At 59.9% G+C, this 17,137-nt stretch carries 15 protein-coding genes; 7 read left to right on the forward strand and 8 right to left on the reverse strand.

What is annotated here, in order from left to right; translation table 11 throughout:
- Position 1: 1 nt before the first annotated feature.
- The gene (locus B7H23_RS01070; RefSeq protein ID WP_094075564.1) at positions 2-1,105 is read right to left on the reverse strand and encodes an imelysin family protein; all 1,104 of its coding nucleotides are present in this window, start codon (positions 1,103-1,105) and stop codon (positions 2-4) included.
- Positions 1,102-2,706 (reverse strand): di-heme oxidoreductase family protein, encoded by a 1,605-nt coding sequence (locus B7H23_RS01075; protein ID WP_240534928.1) that lies wholly within the window; start codon positions 2,704-2,706, stop codon positions 1,102-1,104. The genes B7H23_RS01070 and B7H23_RS01075 overlap by 4 nt, the downstream gene beginning before the upstream one ends.
- A gap of 185 nt (positions 2,707-2,891) precedes the next feature.
- Between B7H23_RS01075 and B7H23_RS01080 the strand changes: the two genes are divergently transcribed.
- Entirely contained in the window at positions 2,892-3,302 is a 411-nt protein-coding gene (locus B7H23_RS01080) for a response regulator (RefSeq protein ID WP_094075566.1), read from the forward strand.
- 62 nt (positions 3,303-3,364) lie between these two features.
- Here B7H23_RS01080 and B7H23_RS01085 read toward each other — a convergent pair whose 3' ends face one another.
- Genes B7H23_RS01085 through B7H23_RS01095 form a run of 3 tightly spaced genes read right to left on the reverse strand, consistent with a single transcriptional unit; the run spans position 3,365 to position 8,464 of the window.
- Positions 3,365-6,793, reverse strand: coding sequence for a PAS domain S-box protein (locus tag B7H23_RS01085; RefSeq protein ID WP_094075567.1), 3,429 nt, complete (start codon positions 6,791-6,793; stop codon positions 3,365-3,367).
- Positions 6,794-6,805: 12 nt separating this feature from the next.
- Positions 6,806-7,153, reverse strand: a complete 348-nt coding sequence (locus B7H23_RS01090) for an Hpt domain-containing protein (protein ID WP_094075568.1) — start codon at positions 7,151-7,153, stop codon at positions 6,806-6,808.
- A 27-nt stretch (positions 7,154-7,180) separates the two neighbouring features.
- Complete coding sequence (locus B7H23_RS01095; protein WP_158215732.1) at positions 7,181-8,464, reverse strand: GGDEF domain-containing protein; 1,284 nt, start codon at positions 8,462-8,464, stop codon at positions 7,181-7,183.
- 181 nt (positions 8,465-8,645) lie between these two features.
- Between B7H23_RS01095 and B7H23_RS01100 the strand changes: the two genes are divergently transcribed.
- Positions 8,646-9,833, forward strand: a complete 1,188-nt coding sequence (locus B7H23_RS01100; RefSeq protein ID WP_158215733.1) for a GGDEF domain-containing response regulator — start codon at positions 8,646-8,648, stop codon at positions 9,831-9,833.
- A 30-nt stretch (positions 9,834-9,863) separates the two neighbouring features.
- Here B7H23_RS01100 and B7H23_RS01105 read toward each other — a convergent pair whose 3' ends face one another.
- Positions 9,864-10,247 carry a response regulator gene (locus B7H23_RS01105; protein ID WP_094075571.1) on the reverse strand — a complete coding sequence of 128 codons (384 nt, stop codon included), beginning with the start codon at positions 10,245-10,247 and terminating at the stop codon, positions 9,864-9,866.
- A 34-nt stretch (positions 10,248-10,281) separates the two neighbouring features.
- The gene (locus tag B7H23_RS01110) at positions 10,282-12,063 is read right to left on the reverse strand and encodes an ATP-binding protein (RefSeq protein WP_094075572.1); all 1,782 of its coding nucleotides are present in this window, start codon (positions 12,061-12,063) and stop codon (positions 10,282-10,284) included.
- Between the two features lie 382 nt (positions 12,064-12,445).
- Between B7H23_RS01110 and B7H23_RS01115 the strand changes: the two genes are divergently transcribed.
- The 5 genes from B7H23_RS01115 to B7H23_RS01135 are packed head-to-tail and all read left to right on the forward strand — an operon-like array spanning position 12,446 to position 16,226.
- The gene (locus B7H23_RS01115) at positions 12,446-13,306 is read left to right on the forward strand and encodes an STAS domain-containing protein (RefSeq protein WP_158215734.1); all 861 of its coding nucleotides are present in this window, start codon (positions 12,446-12,448) and stop codon (positions 13,304-13,306) included.
- Positions 13,307-13,310: 4 nt separating this feature from the next.
- Positions 13,311-13,688: an STAS domain-containing protein gene (locus B7H23_RS01120; protein ID WP_240534929.1), complete on the forward strand. Its 378-nt coding sequence runs from the start codon at positions 13,311-13,313 to the stop codon at positions 13,686-13,688.
- Between the two features lie 17 nt (positions 13,689-13,705).
- Positions 13,706-14,089 carry an ATP-binding protein gene (locus tag B7H23_RS01125; protein WP_143534699.1) on the forward strand — a complete coding sequence of 128 codons (384 nt, stop codon included), beginning with the start codon at positions 13,706-13,708 and terminating at the stop codon, positions 14,087-14,089.
- The gene (locus B7H23_RS01130; protein ID WP_094075575.1) at positions 14,074-15,090 is read left to right on the forward strand and encodes an ATP-binding protein; all 1,017 of its coding nucleotides are present in this window, start codon (positions 14,074-14,076) and stop codon (positions 15,088-15,090) included. Before B7H23_RS01125 ends, B7H23_RS01130 begins: the two co-directional genes overlap by 16 nt.
- The gene (locus B7H23_RS01135; RefSeq protein ID WP_094075576.1) at positions 15,087-16,226 is read left to right on the forward strand and encodes an ATP-binding protein; all 1,140 of its coding nucleotides are present in this window, start codon (positions 15,087-15,089) and stop codon (positions 16,224-16,226) included. The genes B7H23_RS01130 and B7H23_RS01135 overlap by 4 nt, the downstream gene beginning before the upstream one ends.
- Before the next feature lie 75 nt (positions 16,227-16,301).
- On the opposite strand, the gene B7H23_RS01140 is transcribed toward B7H23_RS01135, so the two are convergent.
- Positions 16,302-17,084 carry a FadR/GntR family transcriptional regulator gene (locus B7H23_RS01140; protein WP_094075577.1) on the reverse strand — a complete coding sequence of 261 codons (783 nt, stop codon included), beginning with the start codon at positions 17,082-17,084 and terminating at the stop codon, positions 16,302-16,304.
- Between the last annotated feature and the right edge of the window lie 53 nt (positions 17,085-17,137).

Consider the following 17,137-nt stretch of genomic DNA (forward strand, 5'->3'; position numbering starts at 1 on the left):
TTCAGTCGCCGTCCAGCGAAGAGAAGCCGGCGACCAGCCCAATGGCGTTCGCGAAGCGTTCGGCGAAGAGGTCGCGAAGGCTTTGCGTGACGATGAGCAGATAGGTGACGGGTTGGCGCTTCTCCTCGGTCTGCACGAGTTCAGGCAGTGGTTCGTCGATGCCCGACAAAGCGCGCTGCGCACTAGCGAATTCGAAGCGGGTTTCGGAAGCGAGATTGCTGTCTTCGGCGGGCAGCAGGCGCGCCATGCCGGCCGCATCGAACAGAACGCGCAATCCATCGAGATTCTGCGCAAGCGCTCTGTCCGTCAAACCCGACCGCCACCACGCCGCCGCCTTCGGACGGGCCGCTGCCGCGCCCGTCCCGAAGAAGGGCGCGATGCGCGTATCGGCAATCAGTTCGAAGCCATTAGTGAAGGCGCCGAGCAGCGCGCGGAGCGAATCGTCTACCGTCTGGAAATCGGCGTAAGTGGGATCGGGGCCGGTGAACCGCTTGGCAATCCCATCGGGCGCGGCCCATTCATCGGCGATGAGCGTCGCCGTCGCTTCGATGCGCTCCGTCACCGCCTCGGCGAAATCGCAGCGAAAGCCGCCCGCGCCCTCAGCGGCCAGATCCCGCGCACCCGTTCCGAAGAGCAGATATTCCAGCGTGCCGAGCCCCTGCAGCGCGACGCTCTTGCCGGCAAGGCTCTGCGCATCCGCCGCGGTCTCGTCCTTCGTCGCCAGGACGCCCTGGACCTGCCGCAGACCGATGCCGCGACGGTCCGGGAAGAAATAGAGCCGTTCGGCCGCGTTCTGGCGCAGGATCGGGCCAAAGCGAATGCTCTCCAGCCGCGACCAGGCGGCGACCGTTTCGCCGAATGCCTGCCGGGCGGACCCGAGCGCATCGTCGGACGGCACATCGCACAGCGCTCCGACGGCGTCGTTCAGCGCGCCGGACCGTTCCTGCAACTGACGGTATCCGGGCCGGATGAACTTCTCGACAGCATCGGCGAGGACAGCGCGGGCCAGCGCCTCGTCGCGCTCTGCCGAAAAGGCCGGCTCCGGCCCAAGCGGCAGGGCCGACAATGCGCCAATGACGGCGAAGGCGGCGGCGATCCCCCTCATAGCGATTCCAGAAAGGCGATCAGCGCTTCACGTTCGGGTTTCTCCATTGCGGCATAGGCGTCGCGCGCGCTTTGCGCCTCTCCACCGTGCCACAAAATGGCCTCTTCGAGATTGCGCGCGCGGCCATCGTGCAGGAACAATGTGTGGCCGGAGACAGTCTCGGTCAGCCCGATGCCCCAAAGTGGCTGGGTGCGCCATTCGCGACCATTGGCGCGACCAACCTGCTGGCCATCGGCCAGCCCCTCGCCCATATCGTGCAGCAGAAAATCCGAATAGGGCCAGATCAACTGGAAGGCGTGCGCCTTGTTGGACGCATCGCGCCGGGTGACGAATTTCGGCGTGTGGCAACTGGCGCAACCCGCGCCGTAAAACGCTTCCTTGCCGGCCAGAACCGTCTCGTCGCCGACATTGCGGCGCTCCGGCACGGCGAGATTCTCCGAATAAAAAGCGATTAGACCGATCACCGGATCGGGCGCTTCCGTCGGCCCCAACCGTTCCTGTTCGCCATTAGGCTGGGCGAAGCATGCCGTCTGCGCCTCGGTGCAGTCGCCATAGGAGCGCGGCACGGGTGGCGATGATATGCCGATGTCGCCGGCAAGCGCCTCGGCGGACTGTTCGTGCACCGTCGCATTCTGCGCCTTCCAGCCGAAACGTCCCGGAACGACATTGGACGCCACGCTTCCCCGCGCCCAGGCCAGCCGCCCGGAAATACCATCGTCATCCGCATCTTCAGGGTCGGCGTTGCGCGCCAGATCGGCCGGGTGGATCGCCTGAATGAGGCCCATGCCGATCATCGGATTGGCGATCCGCGGCGACAGGCTGACCCCTTCGTCGAGCGGGCCGTAAGCCAGATCGCGCAGGCTGTAATGCGGCTTGCGCAACGAGACCACCGTGCCGTCGTTGAGCGTGACGGGTACTTCCTCGTAGCGGATGTCGACCTGCCCTTCCGGCTCGAGGCCCGGCACGGCCGCCGTCTGCAACTGGCCGCCATAGGTGTCGTCGGGAATGGCCGGCGCCAGAAAATTCTCCAGCGCCGCCTTCTCGTCCGCCGTCGCCGCCGGCTTGCCGAGGCGGATCAGCATGGAGACGGCCGGCTCACCGGCTGCGGGAGGCTGGCCCCGACCATCCTTCAGATGACAGTTCTGGCAGGCGCGGGCATTGAAGAGCGGGCCGAGCCCATCCGATGCCTGTGTCGAGGAAGGTGAGGCCACCCAAAGTTTTCGAAAGAGGGCATTGCCGAGCTTGAAGCGCTCTTCCTCGGCGAAGGTGAGATTGGCGGAGGACTGCGAGAAGGCATCTCGATTGGCAAGCTTTCTGGACGTTGCTGCCCCGCCGCTCATCGCTTCGAACGGCTCCGGCTCGTCAAAGGAGCTGGCCGGCTCGGTGACGCCAATCACCCGCTGCCGATCCGCTTCCGAAAGATCGGTGCGTTCGGTCAGACTGCCGGTTACGTTCGCAGCAGGCGGTATTTGACCGCCATCCGGTGTCGGAACCGCGTCGTCCGCTGCCGAGATCCCGGCAAGTCCGCAGAGCAATGTCAGGCCCAACGCCAAAGCGGCTCGCCTACCCAAACAGTTCCGCACTTCCATTTTCCGCTCCATGGACATCCACTTTCAAGTCCATGGCGCTGATAGGCGTCCCGAAGCCGGCAAGTCAAAGACGCAATTCTGGAAATATTCCAGACTGCGCGCGGTGGACAAACTCGCCGAAGGCGCCCCACCGCGTGTTCTGGACGGTTCACGCAATAGTGAATTGCAAATATGAAAGATCAGGCCGATGATTCGACATGAATAAGGGAATATTCCACGTGCGAATACTTTATGTCGACGACGATCCCGATATTGCCGAGATCGCCACCATGTCACTTCGGTTGAACGAGGAGCTTGAGGTCGAAAGCTGCTCAAACGGCAAGGAGGCGTTGGAAAAGGCGGAATATTGGCAGCCAGATCTTGTCCTTCTGGACGTAATGATGCCGGGCATGGATGGCCCGACCGTGCTGGAAAAACTCCAATCCATGCCGGACACCCAAGACATTCCTGTGGTCTTCATGACAGCCAGAACGCAAACCGCAGACGTCGAGCGATTGATGGCGCTCGGAGCGCGGGGAGTGATTGCCAAGCCGTTCGATCCAATGACCCTTGCCTTGCAGGCTCTGGCCTATGCGAGAGATGCTTCGGTGCCTTCCGGGGTTGGCTGAACAAGCCGACGCCGCGCCGGCGCCAGCACCGGCCGGGCGGTCGCGAAATGATATGCAAGAGACTATCCGGCCGCCGAACGGTCTTTCTGCGATCGGTTCGCGACGGGCAGGTCCACCCAGAAGGTCGAGCCTTTGCCGACTTCGCTCTCAAAGCCAATGCGGCCGCCCATCTCTTCCACCATCATCTTGGCGAGATGCAGGCCAAGACCAGTGCCGCTCGCCTTGCGGGTCGCGGACGAATCCGCCTGGGCGAAGCGCGAGAAAATCCGCTGGCGGAATTTGGGAGATATGCCAGGACCGTTATCCTGGACATGGATGCGGACGCTATCTTCTAGCTGCTCGCCGAAAATTCGCACCGTGCCATTCTCCGGAGAGAACTTTACGGCGTTGGAGAGCAGATTGGCCAGAACCTGATGGAGCCGGTGGCGGTCGACCGCGATCTGCACGTCCGGCAATTCGTCGTCCAATTGCTGTTCGATGCCGGCCTGTTCGGCATATCCCTCATTGGCCTCCAGCGCGTCGACGATCAAACTGCGCAAATGTTCCGGCTGAATATCGAACGACATGTTTCCCGTCGACATCTTTTCCAGATCGAGAATGTCGTTGACCAGGAAGATCAAACGTTCGGAGTTCGAATGGGCGATCGTCAGCAGGTGTTTCACACCCTCGGAAAGTTCATGGTTCATGGTACCCAGAATCAGGCTGAGCGATCCGCGAACCGAGGTCAGAGGCGTGCGCAATTCATGGCTCACGCTCGCCACGAACTCCGATTTGAGACGCTCGGTTTCCTTTTGCTCAGAAATATCCTGGAAAATGATGATGAGGTGTCCCGAGCCGCCGTAATCGTGCCCGAGCGATACGCTGATCGACATCCAGAGAACGCGCCCGTCCTTGTGCAGACAGCGTAGCTGCCTCTGATAGGCGGTCAATTCGCCAGCGACGACCTGCTCCATCTTTCCGTCCCTCGTCTTCTCCAAGTCTTCGGGAAGCATCACGTCGGCAATATCGAGGGACAACAATTCTTCTTCGGTGTATCCGAGCAGGTCGCATAGCGCTCCATTGACCTTGATCCACGTCCGGTCGGGCGTCATCAGCGCCATTCCGACCGGCGCATCCTCGATCGCGTTCCGGAATTTCTGCTCGCTGGCCTGAAGAGCGTTCGCCGCGTTTCTCAACTTGGTAATATCGGTTTGGGTACCGATCATCCGAATCGCGGTGCCATCGCTGGCACGGGCCGCGATAACGGCGTCCGAACGTATCCAAGTCCAGTGGCCATCGACGTGTCGGATCCGGTACTCGGCGATGGAACGGGGCGCGTCTCCCTTGATACAGGCCCGGTCCGCTTCAAGCACCGACGGCAAATCGTCCGGGTGAAGCCGCTCGATCCATTCCTTCTGTGGATCGATGGAGGCGTCCGGTTCGAAGCCGAGCATCGTCTTCCATGTCGACGAGACCTTGGAGGTTCCCCTCTTCAAATCGATATCGAAGACGCCGAGAGCGGCACCCTCCAACGCCAGCTTCCAGCGCTCTTCGGTTTCCTCCAGAGCACGGGTCGCCCGCACTTCGCCGGTGATGTCCCGAATAAGAGCCGTAAAGCGCCGCTCATCGTTTTCGCTGGTCCAGCCATTCAGCTGAACGGCCAGATGCAACAGCTCACCGTGACGATCGCTTGCGGTTATGGTCCGCTCCACCGGACCGGAGGTATCGGCCAGAAGGTTCAACTGGCCGAGATGGGCGCGGCACTGTTGATCGGCCCGTTCATCGGGTCCGTAATCGAACAATCTTTTGGCGGCATGATTGTATCGAAGGATCCTGCCCTGATCATCCAGCACAACGATCGCGATCACCGCCGTCTGAACGATCGATTCGTTCTGCTGCTCGACGGCGACAAATTCGCGTGTCTTGCGCTCCACGGTCTGCCGGATGGATTCTTCGCGGCGGTCGAGGGCAAACAGGAAAAGGCTGAGGAGGAAGCTGGCAAGCAGGCCACCGATCAACACTAAAATTCCTTCCCGACTGCCGATGGCGTCATCGAATTGCGGCGTACTCTCCCACAACAGAGTCCATTCGCGCCCCATGACCGACAAGGTTTTCGTGACCCTTATATCGCCCGTCTGCGTGGTCGGCTCTGTCCGGCTGGAGTAGATGAGACGATCAGGGTCAACCTCCCGCCCTTCAAAGATAGCGACGTTCAGGCGCAACCCCTGACTTTGAGTTAGGCCACTCATCAAGGCGCTGCCGGTCAACTGCGCATAGGTCCATCCGACAAAGGCCTGCCGTCTCTGTGCTTCGGTGCGCGGCCGAACAGCGCCGTCATACATCGGTCGAAAGATCAGCAGCCCGAGATCGGCCGGTGGCCCGTCGCGACGGCGGGTCAGGGTCGTCTGCCCCGTATCGCGCGCCCGAAGGGCGGCTTCGTATTCGCCGGGCTTCAGCTGAAGCGTGGGTGGTGGCGGCGTCTCCGCGTTGGTTGCGGGGGAGAAATACTCAACCGTGCGGCCGGCCAGTCCGCCGGACGCCCCCCAATGTGGAGACATTGCATGTTCGGATGGCGCTCGCAGCGGCTCCTTTGCGTCATTCGCAACAAGTCGCACAGCCCCGATACCATAGGTTTTGGACAGAGCGTTGCCATAGGCGATTTCATCGACGAAAGCCGCCCATTCATCGGGGTCGACACTGTCGGACCCGCGGAAAAAGCCGGCGGCCGCATCCAGACTTTCCTTGTAGGAATTCAGGCGCTGCAAAAGCGCGAATTCGTGATCGTGCGCCAGCGTCTCGAATGCGTTCGCATTACGCTGATCGGCAATACGGCCGGTTACCCCGGAGGCCAGAAAGGTCAGGCAAAGCGAAAGCCCGATCGCCGCGACGGACAATTGGGTAAAGCTCGTGACCGGCTTTCCGTTGTAAGTCATTGTCCATGGACGCCATGGTCCAAAAAGACCGAGAGGCAGGAAGATCAAGACGCCGAGAGCCTGGCCCAGCCACCAGTTCGTCCAGCTTAGGGGCAATTCGGCGAGGGTCAGACTGTCCCGCACCATAATGATCGCCAAGCCGAGTGTCGGAGCAATGGCGCAGATGAGCGGTCCGCAAATGAGCAGGAGAAGGACGAAATCGCGCACGCTCCTGAATTGGATCGGGCGGCCGAACAACCGTCTGGCGATGAAGGCGGCGACCACCGCCTGAATCGTCGGCCCGACAGCAAAAGGCGCAGCCAAGGCGATGGCCTGCCAAGAGAGCGGCACCCCGCCCGATACCACGATCCAGGTCGACAGGATGACCGAGCCGATAAAAATGCCCGGCCAGAGCCGCATGCCCCAGAGGATCAGGACCGCGATCGCCAACCCGGCCTGCGGCCATATGGCCACGTCGTAATCTGCCGGTTTCGTCAGCGCCGGGCCGATCATCCCCATGACGGGATAGGCCAGACCGATGGCGGCCAGCTTTGAAAGATAAGATAGAGATCGGGAGGTCGTTATTGTGATAGCGGGCATTGTGGTGCGCGTTTATCGGGCCATTCTTTTGCGGCGATCCACCATCCGGGCGTCGAAATAAAGGCTGGTCCGTTCCGCTTCGTCTTCGACGGCCGACAGTGGCGCACGTAGATCGCGTCGATCGCGGCAAGCCTGCTCCAACACCAATGACAGTTCCGACAAACGCGAGCACCCCAGAATTCCCGCGCGCGATGCCAGCTTGTGGGCGCGCATCTCGATATCATCGACGGCCGTCACATCACCCCGCGTCAGCCCGATCGACAATTGGCGAAGATTGGCGATGAACGCCTCGATCCGTTCTTCGTCGAAAATAGCCAGCAATTCGTCGAAAGCCGCTTGGTCGAACTCGTGCCCGCTCATATCCGTTCCCCCTCGTTCAGGCGCATGTCAGGCCGTGGCCTTCAGGCAAACCGGCGGCTTGTTCATCATGTCCGTCACGGTCCTCCGACGGCCCCGAGCCTTGGCCTCGTAAAGCGCGGCATCGGCCAGCTTCACCAGATCGGTGGCGGACATGCCCTTGCTGAAATCGCTGATCCCGGCGCTGAAGGAGACGTTGAATGCAACATCGTCGACCTCGAAGTCGGTTTTCTCGAACGTCTCGCGGATGCGGTCGATGACCTGCGCGGCAGCCTCGGCATCGGTGTCCAGCAATACGGCGCCGAACTCCTCGCCGCCCAGCCGCCCGATCAGATCCGTCTTACGCAGCGCATTCGTCAGCAGGGTCGCGAGAGAGCGGATGACCCGGTCGCCGACCTGGTGGCCATACGTATCGTTGACCGATTTGAAGTGATCCAGATCGATCAGCGCTACGCTGATCTTCGCCCGGGTCCGGCGGCTTCGCTCGATTTCGTGTTCCAGATGAGCATGAAAGCGCCCATGATTGAGTAGGCCGGTCAGACTGTCGCGTTCGATCAGGCTCTTCAGAGCCCCCGCACGCTGCAAACGCATTTCCACGATCTGACAAAGCCGGCTGGGCGCGACCGGTTTCAAGATGAAGTCGTCGCCGCCGAAACGCCGCGCCTGCAATTGACGCGACGGATCGCGTTCGCTGGACAGGAAGATGATCGGCAGGGACAGATTTTCCTGATCCTGACGTATGATCCGCGCCAGTTCCACGCCATCGACATCCGGCATTTGCAGATCGAGCAGCACAGCATCGACGCTATTGGCGTGGAGAAAGGAAAACGCCTGCTGAGCGCTGTCGACCACGGTCACGGTCATGTCGGCCTGCCGAAGGGCCTGAGCGCTGACTTCCTGAGTAACACAATCGTCGTCGACAATGAGAACATGGGCCTTGCGGGCGTGTTCCAACGTCGAAAAGTGACGAACCCAACTGGTCAGTTCGTCGCTGGAGACCGGCGCATGAACGATACCGGCAATGCCTTCCCGCGCGGCCTGTAGACGTGCATCGAACGACTTGTCGTTGGTGATCTTGATCGTCGGCAGATGACCGCCGATGGCCTGCCACTTCTGCTTCGCTCCAGTCGCGTCGCCATTGAGGATGACGAGATGCGGCTGGAAGGGTTCCTCGTCGAGAGCCTCGACGCCGAACCCGTCTATGGGTATGAAGCGAAGCTCATGAACAACGGCCTCGACCTGGGAAAACGACTCGCCTTCATCGAAGATGACGATCGACCCTCGGCTTCCATCTGACGCGATAGCATTCTGCATGAGTCCCCCCATACCCGCATTCTGCCGCGAGGACAGCGCTGGATTGTCAGAACCATATTTCCTCCATTGGCTGTAGAAAGTCTTAACGCAACCTATGCTGATAGTTCCAAGCAATCATGTGTTAGGATTTTTAAAGCGAAATCCATCGATAATACGCCTTGCCACTTCCGAAGGATCAAGCATGACCATGTCTCCCAGCGGCCCAATTATTCTTGTCGTGGATGACGATCCGGATTTCCGGGAAATTCTTTCCGGCGTTCTGAAACAGAATAATTTCCAGACCATTGAAGCCGCGGGCGCCAAAGAGCTTTTAAGCTTCGCCAATGACAGGGAATTCGACTGCGTTCTGCTTGATTACAATCTCGAAGGCGAAACTGCCTTTCACGTAATGGATGTTCTGGCCGATTCCGCCAATGCCGATGCGCCCATCATCATCATGACGGCTTCCAAGGAACAGAGCGTTGCCATCAAGGCATTCCGCTTTGGCGTGGCCGATTTTCTTCCCAAGACGTCGCTGGGTTTCCGCGATCTACGCACCGTGATCGAAGGGGCCATCGTCAGCAAGCGCCAAAGCGTTGCCGAACGGCTGGAACTGGAGCGTCTGCGCGCGGAACGGGCTATCGATCTTGTGACCGGTACATTCAGCCGGGCCGAATTCGAGCGACAGGTCCAGTCGCTTGGTGAAGCCGATCCATCGCGGCTGGAGCCGATCATTGTTGTCTCGTTCGACATCTATTACCGGGAGACGCTTCACCGGTTCGGGCAGAAACAGGCGGATACGTTTCTGCGCGAAACAATCAAACGTCTGCGCACCCATTCCGATGCCGACGATATCTGGGGCCGAACGGGCGATGGTACCTTTGCCTGCCTAGCGCCAGCCATCCGGGACAGAGCCCGCCTGAAAACGCGCCTCGATACGCTGAGAGAAGGTTTGTCGTTTGTCTTCCATGTGGGTTCAGCCACGCTTTCGGTCGAGCCGGAACTCAGTGTCCTCATCGCATCCGACGATGAAGACTCGTTGAGCGATCAGCTGGCAAAGCTCTCCAGGCCCTCCACCGAACCGACAACTCGTGCGGCAGCTCAGCCTTTCGCGGATGCCGATGAAAGTGCGGGCGGCGACAATGCCGGGCAAGTCGAACGACGTCGCGTTCGCCGGACCCGCGTTCTGAAGGCCGCCAAGATCCTCATCGGGCCGTCGACGATCGATTGCGTCGCGCGTGACATGACAGAGCATGGCCTGCGGCTTCGGCTGGACCAGTATATGCCGCTGCCATCGAAGTTCTCCGTTCGGCTCACGGAGTCGAGCGAAGAGCATCCGGTAATGCTGAAATGGCAGCGGGACCGCGAATGCGGGGTCGCATTCATCTAGAAAATTGCCGAACCGGGCACGGGTTACGGATCAGCGCGTGGCCGAAACCAGCGTTTCCTTGACCTGCTGAACGAGTTCCATCGGCATGAACGGCTTGGGAATCACACCAAGTGCGCCGAGAGCAATATAGCTCTCGATTTCCTGCTTTTGGGTGCGCGCGGTGACGAAAATGATCGGAATATCGCTGGTCTCGTCTGCGCTGCGCAAACGGCGCAGTGTTTCGGGGCCGTCGACGACAGGCATCATTACATCGAGCAGGATGACATCCGGCTGCCAGGTCTTGGCAAGAGGCACGGCCTCTTCACCGGACGCGCAGGACTTTACGGCGAACTCATCCCCAAGCCCCAAAGAGATCGTGGCGATCTCTCGGATATCGGGTTCGTCGTCGACATAAAGGACGCGCAGCTTGTCCATTCCTGGGTATTCCGAACTAAATTATCGATCCGTGTCAGCGCGATAAGGCTTCGCGTGGCCGTGACGGCTCCAGAGCGTCCTCTTCCTTCGCATCGATTAGCCTCTGACGCAACGATTTAGCAAGCTGGTCCGTGTCGCGGGCAGGTTCGGATGCGATTTCCACGACAGGGAACTCCACGATGAAAGTCGTTCCAGCGTCCATCTCGGTGACGAAGTCGATCGTGCCATCCATGCGTTCGACGATGGCCTTGCATATACTCAGACCAAGACCCGTTCCGCCCTTCGTTCTATTGTTGGCTGAATCGAACTGTTCGAATTTCTCGAACAGCAGATGCTGAAAAGACACCGGAATGCCAGGTCCTTCATCGCTGATCGAAATCCGTGCCAGACCATCGACTTCTTCCAGCCGCACGATGATCAGGCCATCGGGTGGCGAAAACTTCAACGCATTGGACAGCAGGTTGGCGATGATCTGATTGAACCGGTCCGGATCGATCAGGCCGGCCACGCCGGGCGCGTCATTACGAAACGTGATCGTAACCTCATCGGACGACCGATAGTTGGCGTTTGCGTCGATCGCCTGTTCGATGAGACTATCCAATTGCACCGGTTCGAGTTCGAACGGCATCGATCCGGATTCGATCTTTTCAATATCCAGAATATCGTTGACGAGGTTCTTCAATCGCTCGCTGTTCTGCAGGGCGAGCGTAAGCAGCCGGCGAACCGATTGCGGCATCTCTCCCTGCGTGCCGCTCGCCAGAAGACTTAGCGCCCCGTGGATCGAAGTTAGAGGCGTACGCAATTCATGGCTGACCGTCGCCACGAATTCGTTCTTCATCTGCTCGTTGCGCTTCTGGGTGGTTATATCGGAGATACTGCCGTCCCAGACCAGACGCTGCTGACTGTCGATCCGGGGTTCGGCGCTAAGCTGCAACCACACAAGTTCGCGCGTCGGATGGTGGTAGACGGCCTCGAACGACCATCGATTTCGGCTTTCGGCAGAGGCCGTCAGGACCTCTTTCAGACGCTGTCCGTCCGCCTCGTCGAGAAGCTCGTAGATGAAGTCCGGCGTCTGCAGAAAACGCTGACGGCGAATACCGAAGATCCGACGGCTTCCTTCCGACACATAAGGGAAAAGCAGACGTCCCTTTTCATCCAGCATCATCTGAAACAGCATGCCTGGAGCATTGTTGGCGATGGCCGCGAGATGGGCTTGCATCTCGATATTCGACTTCATCGCCCAGCGCCGCTGCTGTTCCGAAACGATCAGTCCGCCCAATAACAGAACCGCAAGGAAATTGGTCGGCGTCGCCATGCTGATCGAACGAATGAATATTTCCGGCGGGGCCTGGCTCATCATGAAGATCACCAGGGCGTGAACGGCGGCAGCGGGAAAAGCCGCCTGATAGAAGATGTACATCTTCGATGGCTGGAGCCCACGCCACCTGGTCCACCACGCCCAGAGGACGACCGAAGAAATTGCGGCCGCTCCAATGCTGACCATGCCGGCCACCGCGCCCATACCGCCGTAACTCCAGCGAAGAGCCATCATGGCGATCGCGCTGATGGCCGCGCTGACGGGTCCGCCAATCGCACCGGACAGAACCGCCACGGCATTGCGCGGATCCGTTCTGATGCCGGGGATCAGCTCTACAGAGTTCGACATCACAATGGCGCCGGTTATGGCAAACACCACGCCATAGACGACGCCACCCAGCCATAGCGATCCGCGCAGTCGTTCGCCAAAGAAGATGCAACACAGCACGGCGACCACGATCACCGAGCCACCTTCGACCATTGCAATAATGGAATCCATCGCCGCACCTCTTACCGCTGCCCAATTGTTGGGCCAAGAGATTAAGAATTACTGTCGAAGAAACTTTCAAAAATCGGATTATCGTCAAGAATAGCGGGGCCAACAAATATCAATATAAAATCAGTCCAACCATCACCTCGCGTTATGTTTTTCGTTGAACGCCTAACGGACATCCCCTCACAGGCAGTGCTTGCCCTTTAAGAACACGTCGGCCTTCCGAACGATCTATCTGCCAAACCTGCCGGCGGCATCGCAAAAAATTCGCCTGGCCATGAAAGCCGAACCGGACTGCCTGGTTTTGCGTTCCCGCTCCGGCCTGTTTGCCAAATGATCCGCGCTGCTACATAGACGATCCGGAATGGACAAAAAACGAAAGCATGACATGCCCAACGAAGTAACCATATCGTCGATCATTATCAATGATTACGAGCGTGTTCTGACCGAATGGCTGAAGGTTCAGAGCGCGGAAGGCGTCAAGCGAACCGACCTCGTTTCCGGCAAGGAGTCGGAACAGCAGAGCCGTGATCTTCTGTCGGCAATGGCGAAGGCCATGCCGAAGGAGGCAACGGACGACAATCTCGATCTGGCGGAGCCCGGCTGGGAACCGGTGCGCGATGCGCTGGAGACGATTGCCGAGAACCGAACGCAGCGCGGTGTCTCGACCACTGAAATGGGGTGGTTCATCGGCGCGCTGAAACAGCCGCTCTTCAAGATCCTTCAGGGCGAGATCGGCGAGAAGCCACGCATCCTTATGCGCGAGATATGGAACGTCACAAGGCTTATCGATCAGATCAGCCTTCATGCGATCGAAACCCTCGTTTCCAAGCGCGAGGCGATCATCGAGCGTCAGCGGGCGGAGATGACCGAGGTCGCCGCTCCGGTGGTGAAGATCTGGGACAGTATTGTGACGGTCCCACTGATCGGCACCCTGGATTCGTTCCGCGCCCAGACGGTGATGGAAAATCTGCTCGATGCGATCGTGCAGTGGGAGGCCGAGGTCGCGATCATTGACATTACCGGCGTTTCGACGGTCGATACAATGGTGGCGCAGCATCTGCTGAAGACGGCGGCGGCAGTGCGGCTGATGGGCGCGGAATGCGTCATTTGCGGTATCAGCCCGAAAATCGCGCAAACCGTTGTGAATTTGGGCGTCGAACTGCCCAATATCGTGACCCGCGTGGATCTGGAGAGCGGATTGGCCTACGCCTTCGAGCGCGTCGGCGTCATAGCGGGCCGAGGATAAGCCGTTGCTGGAATCGGCCAACCCCGTCCCGATGATGACCATCAATGGCTGCGTCATCGTCGCCATCCGCGACGATCTGGACGATCAGGAGATCGTGTCCCTTCAGGACCAGCTCGTCGAAGAGGTCGCCAAGCGCGCGGCGCATGGCGTCGTCATCGACATTTCCGCGCTCGAAATCGTCGATACGTTCGCCGGGCGTATGCTCGCAGCGATGGCGCAGATGGCTAGGGTCATGAATGCCCGGACGATCATCGTCGGCATGCGGCCTGCCGTCGCCATGACGCTTGTGGAACTCGGAATGACGCTGGACGGTGTGGAGACGGCGCTCAACGCTGACCGGGCCGTCAACGCAATTGTGAGCGGTCGGTCCAATACGCCGTGATCGATGAGGCTACGAGGGTGACGCTCAAGACCCCAAGCGATGTCGCATTTGCCAGACAGGCTGCCGCGCGAGCGATGGGAGCGATAGGAGCGTCGGCGATCAAAACCACGAAGTTCGTGACCGCGGTTTCGGAAATCGCCAGAAACGCTGTCATTTACGGGCGTGGCGGCGTAATCAGCTTCACGCAGACCGGTCCCTCCGGTCGGCAGAGCGTCATAGCGGTCTGCACCGATCGGGGGCCCGGCATCGAGGACATCTCCGCCGCCATTGCTGATGGATACAGCACCGGAAAGAGCCTCGGTCTGGGATTGGGGGGAGCCAAACGGCTGGTCGACCGTTTCGAAATCACCTCCTCGTCTCGCCAGGGAACGAAAGTCACACTTGAATGCGGTCCGCGATGATCTCACTGCCGGTCGAAGATGAAAGCCAGATCGGTATGGTCCGGCGTGCGGCGATGGCCGCTGCCAAGTCCGTAGAACTGTCTCCAGACGATGCCGATCGGCTGGCTATTATCGTGACGGAGGCGAGCACCAATCTCATTCGCCATGCCAAGGGTGGCGAAATCCTTGTCGGCACCGAGAACGGCGACAGCACGGGCGTCGGAGCGGTGGTCGTCGTAGCGATCGATAGCGGTCCCGGCATCGCCAATGTCGAAGCAGCAATGGTGGACGGGTTCACCACGTCGGATACGAAGCCACATGGCATCGGCGGCGGCCTCGGGTCCATGAAACGGCTGGCGGATTCCTTCGACATTTATAGTAGCCCGCACGGGACAACCGTAGTGGTAACAGTCGGACAGCGCAGCCCCAACCCTTCATTCTACGATGTGGCTGGGCTCATCGTTCCAAAACCCGGGTTCGACAAAGGCGGCGATGCCTTTCAAATACGGGTTGGCGAGACGACCACGACCGTGATGCTTATGGATGTTCTTGGTCATGGACCGAAGGCGGCTCGCGATGCCGACATTGGTATCGAGGCGTTTGCCAAGGCAAACTCCGCTTCCCTCGAAGGCACCGAAGAGGCCATCGCCAATGCGCTGGCAGGCGGGCGCGGCGCTGCCGCGCTTCTGATCGAAATTCCCCATGAACCGGGTGTGATACGTTGCATGGGAGTCGGCAACATCAAAGGCGATGTACTTCATCAAGACGGGCGGCGGAACGGCATCCCATCACAGCCCGGCATATTGGGTGCGAGTGCGCGACGCCCGCGCGTGACAGAACATGAGTGGGCGCAAGGTTCCATTCTTCTCCTTGCCACGGATGGATTGAAGACCAGTTCAGCCCAGCCGGAGCCGACATCTCTGCTCTTTCGGAGTGCGGAAATGATCGCCAGCGCCGTTTACAAGCTCAAGCGCCGGGGCACCGATGATTCTGGCGTTCTGGTCGTAAGGTCACAGCAGTGAAATCCGTGATCACATCGATAGCCCTGGAGCAGGACGGGGACGTTTCCCACACCAGACGCACGGCCCGTCTGATTGCCAAGGTCGGCGGCGCAACCAGCCGCGATCAGATCCGCTTCGCCACGGCCGTCTCGGAGATTGCTCGCAATGCGGTGCAATATGGCAAGGACGGCGTGGCGGAATTCGCATTCGACGAAGGCCACTCCAATACCCACCTCATCGCCCGCGTCCAGGATCACGGCAATGGCATCCACGCACTCGACGACCTGCTACGCAACCGGCATCAGTCCCATCGGGGTCCAGGGCTGGGGCTGTCCGGCTCGCAGAAGCTGGTGGACGCGTTTCATGTCGATACGGATGAAGCGGGAACGACGATCGACCTGACCCTGAACCTCAAAACGGACAGTCCAGTTCAGGAGTTGGCCAATGCCGCCGCGGAGGCTCTGGTCAAGGCCGCGCACGGCTCGCCGATCGAAGAACTTGCCGAACAGAACCGGGCGCTGCGCGACGCCCTGGCCGAGCAACAATTCCTGTTGCGGGAGATGCACCACCGTACCAAGAACAATCTTGCGATCATCCAGTCCCTTGCCCTTCTACAGGCACGTCAGTCCGGCAATGAAGAGACCCGAAGGGCGCTGAACGACTTTACCGGCCGTATCCAGGCCTTTGCCAATGCGCACAACCTTCTGCACCGGGCCGACGACGTGACCGAGGTCGATCTGCAGACGCATATCGAGACGCTTGCCGAGCGGCTCCGTCGGGCTTTCGACCAGAGTGGGGTCACGATCGAAACGAAAAGCGAAGCGCTTACCGTCTCCTTCGATACGGCGACCGAAATCGGCCTTATCGTCAATGAGCTGCTGACCAATGCCGTCAAACATGCTGCCGACAAAGCCGGCCGCGCTGACGAACAGAGATGCGTTCAGGTGATCGCCTCTCAGGTCGGCTCAAAAATCCGCCTTACCGTCAAGGATAATGGGCCGGGCCTCGACAACGCGAAAACAGTGCTGCGCAAATCGCGCTCGCTCGGCTGGAAGATCGTCGAGGGCTGCGTCCGAAAGCTCAATGGCAGCATTGAGGTAGACGGCACAGACGGGCTTGCCGTCTCGATCGAGTTCAACACTCACACCCTCCAATAGGATGCGCCGCGAGAATCGGGCGGTTGAGTTTCATCAGCGCCGCGCGCCTTCGCCAGTCAGCGACAAAGTTGCGATTCAGGCCAGCTCGCCAGTGATCTTGCGTTTGCGTGCGAAGCCCTCGCGCCGCTCCCGGTCGATCCCCTCGCGAAAGGACTGTTCGACGAAATCGAGATGTTCGCGGGCGGCCTCTTCCGCTTCGACCGGATCGCCCGCCAGGACACCTTCCGCGATACGGTGATGCTGGGCGAGAAGCTGGTCGCCGGTTCCATCGATGGATCGCAGATAGCGGCGATTGTAGAAGACGCCGCGCCGGGTCAATTCGTAGATCGACGTCATCATATGCATGAGCATGGCGTTATGGCTGGCATTGACGATACTACCATGAAACCGAACATCGGCCGCCGCCGAGCGGTCCGGATCATCGGTTTCGTGCGCCTCGTCCAGTTCACGAACCAGGTGCTCGATCGCTTCGCGATCCGAGGGCGTGGCGCGCAGCGCGGCCATCCGCGCAGCGAACGCTTCCTGCTCACGCCGATATTCCAGATAGTCGTAGAAGGCGTGCCCGTGACGGGCGTAGAGATCGATCAGCGCCGGCGACATCGCTTCGCCGGCCAGTTTGGCGACGAAGGTGCCCTCCCCTTGCCGCACCCGCAGAAGGCCCTGCCCTTCAAGGCGCTTTAATGCGTCGCGCACTTTTGGACGAGAGACATCGAAACGCTCCGACAACTCCCGTTCCGAAGGCAACCGTGCCCCTTCCCGAAGAATGCCTTCGACGATCATGGATTCAATCTGGCCTGCGACCAGATCGACCACGGATTCCGACGCAATGGGTTCGAAAAGGCTGTCCAGACTATTCATCAGCGTATCTCCTCCAGTGGTTATTTTAGTTTTCCACCAAAGGAAGGCAAGCG

This window comes from Notoacmeibacter marinus, from assembly GCF_002238045.1.
GTDB lineage: Bacteria > Pseudomonadota > Alphaproteobacteria > Rhizobiales > Rhizobiaceae > Notoacmeibacter > Notoacmeibacter marinus.

Excerpts from the sequence above, each read along its gene's own strand:
- B7H23_RS01130 (WP_094075575.1), top strand. The coding sequence starts at position 14,074 with ATGCGGTCCGCGATGATCTCACTGCCGGTCGAAGATGAAAGCCAGATC.
- B7H23_RS01100 (WP_158215733.1), top strand. The coding sequence starts at position 8,646 with ATGACCATGTCTCCCAGCGGCCCAATTATTCTTGTCGTGGATGACGAT.
- B7H23_RS01110 (WP_094075572.1), bottom strand. The coding sequence starts at position 12,063 with ATGGATTCCATTATTGCAATGGTCGAAGGTGGCTCGGTGATCGTGGTC.
- B7H23_RS01095 (WP_158215732.1), bottom strand. The coding sequence starts at position 8,464 with ATGCAGAATGCTATCGCGTCAGATGGAAGCCGAGGGTCGATCGTCATC.
- B7H23_RS01080 (WP_094075566.1), top strand. The coding sequence starts at position 2,892 with ATGAATAAGGGAATATTCCACGTGCGAATACTTTATGTCGACGACGAT.
- B7H23_RS01090 (WP_094075568.1), bottom strand. The coding sequence starts at position 7,153 with ATGAGCGGGCACGAGTTCGACCAAGCGGCTTTCGACGAATTGCTGGCT.
- B7H23_RS01075 (WP_240534928.1), bottom strand. The coding sequence starts at position 2,706 with ATGGAGCGGAAAATGGAAGTGCGGAACTGTTTGGGTAGGCGAGCCGCT.
- B7H23_RS01070 (WP_094075564.1), bottom strand. The coding sequence starts at position 1,105 with ATGAGGGGGATCGCCGCCGCCTTCGCCGTCATTGGCGCATTGTCGGCC.
- B7H23_RS01115 (WP_158215734.1), top strand. The coding sequence starts at position 12,446 with ATGCCCAACGAAGTAACCATATCGTCGATCATTATCAATGATTACGAG.
- B7H23_RS01105 (WP_094075571.1), bottom strand. The coding sequence starts at position 10,247 with ATGGACAAGCTGCGCGTCCTTTATGTCGACGACGAACCCGATATCCGA.
- B7H23_RS01140 (WP_094075577.1), bottom strand. The coding sequence starts at position 17,084 with ATGAATAGTCTGGACAGCCTTTTCGAACCCATTGCGTCGGAATCCGTG.
- B7H23_RS01085 (WP_094075567.1), bottom strand. The coding sequence starts at position 6,793 with ATGCCCGCTATCACAATAACGACCTCCCGATCTCTATCTTATCTTTCA.